The organism is Flavobacterium sp., assembly GCF_044371705.1.
Taxonomy (GTDB): Bacteria; Bacteroidota; Bacteroidia; order Flavobacteriales; family Flavobacteriaceae; genus Flavobacterium.
The window spans coordinates 1-6,635 of the sequence record NZ_JBILTE010000139.1; the positions used below are offsets into that span (position 1 = coordinate 1).

The window sequence follows — 6,635 nt, forward strand, 5'->3', positions numbered from 1 at the left end:
TTCTGATAATATAAAAGAATACCAAAAAAAGGTAAAATAGCCAATAAAGAAGCCATGATGTTTCCAATAATCGGGTATCTTTTAATTTTATGTGAATACAACCAGATAAGGAAAATATACACTGAAAAAAACAGCACAGCTCTCCATGACACCAAAAAAGCAATTAGAAAAACAAAAAAGTTAAGTCCGAAATACACTTGCAATTTGGTTTTTTGAGAAACCAAACGATCCAACATTGTTTTGTTGGGTTTATTAATTAAATCTTTCTGACTGTCGTAAAAACTATTGATGATATAACCCGATGCAATTGTTAAGGAAGATGCCAGAACTATAATAAATAAATTAAAGTCTAAAATGACATCCAATGCCCTTTTTTCAGAAGATAAAATAAAAATGGAAGCTAGGTATTGTGCTAAAATGATTACCGGAATATTGTACCCTCGAACCACCGAAAATAAACTGATTATTTTCATAAAAATCAATCTATTTTTTCTGGATAACTCCATAGTAGATTTAAATAGCAAAATACTTTGCTGTTTAATTATTGATTTAGAATTGATAAACCACTTCCAACTTATAGTCCTTCAACGATGCTTTTGCTTTTTCAAGGTCTTGTGTAAAACCTAAAATATAACCGCCGCCGCCGGATCCGCATAATTTTAGGTAATAATCATTGGTGTCAATTCCCTTTTGCCAGATGGTATGAAACTGCTCTGGAATCATCGGTTTAAAATTATTCAAAACAACTTTTGATAATTTTTTTGTATTGGAAAAAAGTGATTTAATATCGCCTTGCAGAAAATTCTCTACGCAAGCATCGGTATGTTTAACAAATTGTGTTTGAAGCATTTTTCGGAATCCTTGATCTTTTAAGTTTTCCATAAAGATGTTTACCATCGGTGCCGTTTCTCCCACAATTCCGGAATCCAATAAAAATACAGCTCCTTTTCCATTAGCTGTTTGCATTGGAATGCCGGTTGGCTCGATATTATCTTTGGAATTGATTAAAATGGGCAAACTTAAATAACTGTTTAATGGATCTAAACCGGAACTTTTGCCGTGAAAAAAAGATTCCATTGCGGCAAAAACGGTTTTTAACTGCAATAATTTTTCACGAGTTAAATTTTCTAACACCGTGATTTTATTTTGTGCATATTTGTCATAAATAGCGGCTACCAGTGCACCACTACTGCCCACTCCATAACCTTGTGGAATTGACGAATCAAAATATATTCCGCGTTTGATATCTGCTTGTAACTCTTTGGTGTTAAATTGAACCAATTCGGGTTGTTCTTTTTGCAATTGCTCCAAATGAGCGGCAAAACGCTCTAAACTTTGATTAGATTTAATTGCTTCGGCAGAAGGATTCTCTTCTACTTTTAACGCTCCTTTGTAAAAATTATAAGGAATGGAAAGTCCTTTTGAATCTTTAATAATTCCGTATTCTCCAAAGAGAAGAATTTTTGAGTAAAAAAGTGGTCCTTTCATGTAAACTTTTCTATTAAAGTTGGGTAAAGATAATCAAAATTTGTTAAGTTGAATTGCTCCGTATCCCATTTCGTCACAAATATACTGTTCGTTTTGACAATGGACAACTAATTCATTCTTAATAAATTGCAAAACTTCTTCGCGAACGTTTTCGGGATATAGCACATGAACGTTGGCTCCTGCATCTAAAGTAAAACAAACGGGCGTTTGGGTAGCTGCTCGAAATTTCCATATTTTATTAATAATTTCCAATGTATTTGGCTTCATCAATATAAAATACGGCATCGACGTCATCATCATTGCATGTAGCGTAAGTGCCTCGCTTTCAACCAATAATATGAAATCAGTCCAATTTCCTCCGCTCAAAAGTTGCTTAACTCGGGTTACATTTAGATGTGCCTGCTGAAAACGTTGTTCTGCAAATGGATGGCCGTTCATCAAGTCATGACCTAACGTACTCGACACTTGTTTTTCGCCTTTATCAACCAATAAAATAGTGTCCTGACAATTGATATAATTGGGGTGAATGGAATGGTATTCTATTCCAAAAAGGTCAGAACTACCCTCAGAACCTTCATGATTTCCCCAAATAACAACCGATCCGTTGATGCTTCGACAAGCACTTCCGGAACCTAAACGTGCTAAAAAAGAGGCTTTTTGGTTAAAATACTCTTCAGTCATTTCCGGATTTAATTGCTTTTCCAAACTCATTAAATTAACCGCCAACGCAGCCATTCCGGAGGCCGAAGAAGCAATTCCTGAACTATGCGGAAACGTATTATGCGTGTCAATGATAAAATGATAGTCTTTTAAAAAAGGAAGATAGCTTTCCATTCGCTCAAAGAATTTCTGAATTTTTGGTCGAAACGATTCTTTGGGTTTTCCTTCAAACAATAATTCAAAAGAAAAATCAGTCCCTTTTTGAATCTTTTGAAACGAAAGTTTGGTGATGGTTTTACAGTTTTTCAACGTAAAACTCAGCGACGGATTAGCGGGAATCTGATGTTCTTTTTTACCCCAATATTTGACTAAAGCAATATTACTTGGTGCCGACCATTCAAAACTTCCTTTTTCAACGGTGTTTGGGTAGTCTTTCGGCACAAAATGGGAAGTAGACAACATACTTTCTTTTTTTGGCAAAGATACATTTTTTGGTGGAGTAGCTTAATTAGGAAATGAAATTCTTACTTTTGAAAAAAATCAATCATGTCAAAAGCTGTAAAAATTATTGTTGCTGTAATTGTTTGTTTATTGGTGGGTTATGCGTCCGGAATGGCAACACAATCATCGATAGAAACTTGGTATCCCACTTTGATAAAACCTGTATTCAATCCGCCCAATTGGATATTTGCTCCGGTTTGGACGATTCTTTATGCAATGATGGGTGTGAGTGCCGGATTGATTTGGGATAAGAAAAGTCAGTCGCCCGAGTTGGTAAAAAACGCATTGCTACTTTTTACGATTCAATTGATTTTAAATGCAATTTGGAGTTTTCTGTTCTTCGGATTAAACAATATTTTATTGGCTTTAATAGAAATACTTTTACTGGGACTATTGATTTTTGAAACTATCAAAAAATTCAAACCTATAGATCCTATAGCAGCCAAGTTGATGATTCCATATTTGCTTTGGGTGGGTTTTGCAACGATTTTAAATGGGAGTATTTGGTGGTTGAATAGATAAACGCTAAATAATTTCAATTATATTTTCTACTTCCTGAACTTCTCCGGATTGTAATGTACCAAGATGAATATTTCCCACTCTAATCCTGACTAATCTTAAAGTGGGAAACCCAACAGCCGAGGTCATTTTTCTTATTTGTCGAAACTTCCCTTCGGTTAATGTCATAGAAACCCATGAGGTGGGTCCATGTCTATCGTCACGAATTTTTTGAGATCGAAGAGGAAAATTGGGATTTTCAATCAATTTTGCCAGACACTTTTTAGTTTTGTATTTGGTTCCTTTAAAACCTATAATTACACCCTCTTGAAGCTGTTCAACCGCTTTTTGGGTGATGATTCCATCAACTTGTGCCCAATATTCTTTTTCAACTTTTTTACTTCGGACAATTTCACTCATCATACCATCTGTAGTCAATAATAAAAGTCCCTCTGAATCTTCATCCAAACGTCCGATAGCCATTGTTCCTTCCGGGAAGTCATACAATTCACCCAATAGTTTTTTTGTACGCTTCATTTCGTAGATAAACTGACTGAGATAACCATACGGTTTGTGAATAATGAAATGTTTGTGACTCATACTATTAAAATGAAATGGCTGTAAAACAAAAAAGCCATTCACTCGTTCTGAAATAAATTCAGAATAAAGCGAAAAGCTTTCCATCGGTCTAACTACTAAACCACGTTCATCTTTCGATGAACAAAACAACACAACTGTCTTAAATTTTGTTTTTGGGAAAAAAAGCGACTCATTTCTGAATCGCTTTTCCCAATTTTGCGGTCTGGACGGGACTCGAACCCGCGACCCCCTGCGTGACAGGCAGGTATTCTAACCAACTGAACTACCAAACCATCGCTTTAATGCGGTTGCAAATATACAATTGAATTTCATATCTACAAGTGTTTTTTTTCTTTTTTTGGACTTAATCACTTGCTATTACCCAAACATTTGTTTTTCAACCAAATATGTAGTCATTATTTTTTCAAAATCAGACCCAACATTCACCGGAACATATTTAATTTTATTTTGAGCACACTTCATCGCTATTTTTTTAAAATAGTCTTTTACATTCCTTTCGTAGTTTTCTTTGATTGAATCTGCAAAAAGATTAATTACTTCGCCTGATTCCACATCAATAAACTTACGTGGAGCATTATCAAAATTAAAATGCAATTCTCGTTTTTCATCGATTACATGAAACAGTACAACTTTATGTTTATTGTGTTTTAAATGTTGTAAAGCATTGAAAAGTGCTTCTTCATCACCCAATTGAAACATATCTGTAAACAAAATAATCATCGAACGACGGTGCATTTTTTCAGCAATTTGATGTAAAAAGGTCACTGTATCTGTCGTTTTAGTTACTCGAGGATTCTCCATCAACTGCTCCAACTGATTCAGTAACATTCGGTGATGACGATCACTTCCTTTTTCAGGAGCATAATATTCGTAGGTGTCCGAATAGACACTTAATCCTACTGCATCCCTCTGCTTCTTTAGCAAATTCATCAAAACGGCAGAAGCCAAAACTGAAAATCCAATTTTACTTTCATAAAAAGGCTCATGTTCTTTCAACTTAGGAAAGTGCATCGACGAAGAATGATCGATAATCAAATGACAACGGAGATTGGTTTCCTCCTGATAGCGTTTGGTATACAATCGATCGGTTTTAGCATAGAGCTTCCAGTCGATATGCTTGGTGCTTTCGCCGGAATTATAGACTTTATGTTCAGCAAATTCTGCAGAAAAGCCATGAAAAGGTGATTTATGCATCCCGGAAATAAAACCTTCAACCACTTGATTGGCTAACATTTCCAAGTGATGGAACTTGGATACTTTTTCTATTTGATTTTCGAGATTCATGGTAAATTATCTAAAAACATGGACAACATTCATCGCAGAACCAAATATACCAATCAAAATGGAACTTATCGATGGTTCTTATAATTTTATAAAAATTTTATGCTAGTGAACGCACATTGAATTAAGCTCCTTTGGCAATAATCTTCCGGGCAATCGATGGGAAAAACTTCGCTAAAAATACTGCAATTTTGCCATGACCTGTAAAGACAAAAACTTTTTTTCGATTCGCAATTGCTCGAATCATTACTCGGGCGGCTTTGTCGGTTTTCCATAGTAAATTGGCCGGACGAGGATCTTTCGCCTCCGGGTGAAAAAGACCTTGATTATCAATTCGGGTAATATTACTTTCTACAAAACCCGGATGAATTGTAGTGCAACTCACGCCGGTTCCCAATAATTCCACTTGCAAAGTCTCACCGATGGAATGAACAGCGGCTTTGGAAGCTCCGTATGCTCCGACATTTGGATTGGGAAGAAATGCACCGACACTTCCTAATAAAACAATCTGGCCTTTTGTGTTTCGTAAATGAGGCATTGCAAACTTACATGTTAAAGCCAAACCGGTTACATTTCCGGCTAATTGTCTGTTCCAATCGGAGTCGGTTAACGCTTCAATTTTACCTTCCACACCAAAACCGGCATTTGCAATGGTTATGTCTAGCTTTCCAAAAGTTGAAATAATTTGTTGGACACATTGTTAAATACTATTTGAATCTAAAACATCGCAGTGAAATGCTTTTGCACTTCCGCCGTTGGATTCAATATCTTTTACTAAAAGTTCTAAGAGATCCATCCGTCGGGCCGAAATTGCAACGGTTGCTCCTTTGCGGGCAAATTCTAAAGCCAACTCACGACCAATTCCTGAAGATGCTCCGGTAATCCAAACGATTTGATTTTGAAAATTCATACGAAAGTAAATTTTATTAATCTATTGCTGTTCAATAATTTGAATTAAAGATACTTAATATTATTGAATTTCTTTATTTTGGAAATTTCGTATGGAATTTGTTTGATGCTGAAATACTGAAATAAATTCAGTACAAGCAAATTAGATGCTGAAACAAGTTCAGCATAAAAAAAGGTTCAACTTTCGCTGAACCTTCCAATTTTAAATCTAAAATCTATTATAACAATGCATCAATTGCATCTGTATACGATTTTTTAGGAGCTACTCCCACTTGTCTTCCTACCACTTCTCCGTTTTGGAAAACCAATACTGTTGGAATGTTTCGTACACCGTATTTTGCTGCAAATTCTTGATTTGCATCTACATCCACTTTGCCAACTACCGCTTTTCCTTCATATTCTGTTGCGATTTCATCGATAACCGGACCAACCATTCTACACGGGCCACACCATGCTGCCCAAAAATCTACTACTACCGGTTTATCTGATTTTAGTACTACTTCATCAAAAGTAGCATCTGTTATTGCTAATGCCATTTTTTATATTTTTTATTGATTAATGTTCTTATAATTAACAATGCAAATTTAAAAATTTAAAACTAAATATGTTGTTAATTGAAAATTAGTTTTGACTATGAATGTATGTGGGTAATTGATGGTTAGTTCAAACGAAACCCAAGATTTAACTTTTCTAACTCG

The 6,635-nt window shown here is 35.2% G+C and carries 7 protein-coding genes, 1 tRNA gene and 1 pseudogene; 1 reads left to right on the forward strand and 8 read right to left on the reverse strand.

What is annotated here, in order from left to right; all coding sequences use genetic code 11:
- From ACIQ2S_RS09800 to ACIQ2S_RS09810, 3 genes are all read right to left on the reverse strand, one after another.
- Positions 1-473, reverse strand: a 473-nt coding sequence (locus tag ACIQ2S_RS09800; RefSeq protein WP_396175458.1) for a UbiA family prenyltransferase, incomplete at its 3' end; no start/stop codon positions are given.
- Between the two features lie 76 nt (positions 474-549).
- Positions 550-1,488: a mevalonate kinase gene (locus ACIQ2S_RS09805; RefSeq protein ID WP_396175460.1), complete on the reverse strand. Its 939-nt coding sequence runs from the start codon at positions 1,486-1,488 to the stop codon at positions 550-552.
- 33 nt (positions 1,489-1,521) lie between these two features.
- A complete protein-coding gene (locus ACIQ2S_RS09810) occupies positions 1,522-2,610 on the reverse strand; it encodes a diphosphomevalonate/mevalonate 3,5-bisphosphate decarboxylase family protein (RefSeq protein WP_396175468.1) in 1,089 nt (362 codons plus the stop codon).
- Positions 2,611-2,694: 84 nt separating this feature from the next.
- On the opposite strand from ACIQ2S_RS09810, the gene ACIQ2S_RS09815 reads away from it, so the two are divergent.
- On the forward strand, positions 2,695-3,171 hold the full coding sequence (locus tag ACIQ2S_RS09815; protein ID WP_396175462.1) for a TspO/MBR family protein: 477 nt from the start codon (positions 2,695-2,697) through the stop codon (positions 3,169-3,171).
- A 3-nt stretch (positions 3,172-3,174) separates the two neighbouring features.
- Here ACIQ2S_RS09815 and ACIQ2S_RS09820 read toward each other — a convergent pair whose 3' ends face one another.
- The 5 genes and pseudogenes from ACIQ2S_RS09820 to trxA all read right to left on the reverse strand — a co-directional run bounded on the left by ACIQ2S_RS09820 (position 3,175) and on the right by trxA (position 6,473).
- Positions 3,175-3,747, reverse strand: a complete 573-nt coding sequence (locus tag ACIQ2S_RS09820; RefSeq protein WP_396175470.1) for a pseudouridine synthase — start codon at positions 3,745-3,747, stop codon at positions 3,175-3,177.
- Between the two features lie 198 nt (positions 3,748-3,945).
- Positions 3,946-4,019: transfer RNA gene (locus tag ACIQ2S_RS09825), tRNA-Asp, on the reverse strand.
- 85 nt (positions 4,020-4,104) lie between these two features.
- Complete coding sequence (locus tag ACIQ2S_RS09830; protein WP_396175464.1) at positions 4,105-5,031, reverse strand: DUF58 domain-containing protein; 927 nt, start codon at positions 5,029-5,031, stop codon at positions 4,105-4,107.
- Between the two features lie 121 nt (positions 5,032-5,152).
- Positions 5,153-5,938, reverse strand: a pseudogene (locus ACIQ2S_RS09835) (SDR family NAD(P)-dependent oxidoreductase).
- 217 nt (positions 5,939-6,155) lie between these two features.
- Positions 6,156-6,473, reverse strand: a complete 318-nt coding sequence (gene trxA, locus ACIQ2S_RS09840) for a thioredoxin (protein ID WP_396175466.1) — start codon at positions 6,471-6,473, stop codon at positions 6,156-6,158.
- Positions 6,474-6,635 lie beyond the last annotated feature (162 nt).

What these genes read in the sequence shown, in the direction of transcription:
- ACIQ2S_RS09805 (WP_396175460.1), bottom strand. Translation starts at nt 1,488, where the DNA reads ATGAAAGGACCACTTTTTTACTCAAAAATTCTTCTCTTTGGAGAATAC.
- ACIQ2S_RS09810 (WP_396175468.1), bottom strand. Translation starts at nt 2,610, where the DNA reads ATGTTGTCTACTTCCCATTTTGTGCCGAAAGACTACCCAAACACCGTT.
- ACIQ2S_RS09815 (WP_396175462.1), top strand. Translation starts at nt 2,695, where the DNA reads ATGTCAAAAGCTGTAAAAATTATTGTTGCTGTAATTGTTTGTTTATTG.
- ACIQ2S_RS09820 (WP_396175470.1), bottom strand. Translation starts at nt 3,747, where the DNA reads ATGAGTCACAAACATTTCATTATTCACAAACCGTATGGTTATCTCAGT.
- ACIQ2S_RS09830 (WP_396175464.1), bottom strand. Translation starts at nt 5,031, where the DNA reads ATGAATCTCGAAAATCAAATAGAAAAAGTATCCAAGTTCCATCACTTG.
- trxA (WP_396175466.1), bottom strand. Translation starts at nt 6,473, where the DNA reads ATGGCATTAGCAATAACAGATGCTACTTTTGATGAAGTAGTACTAAAA.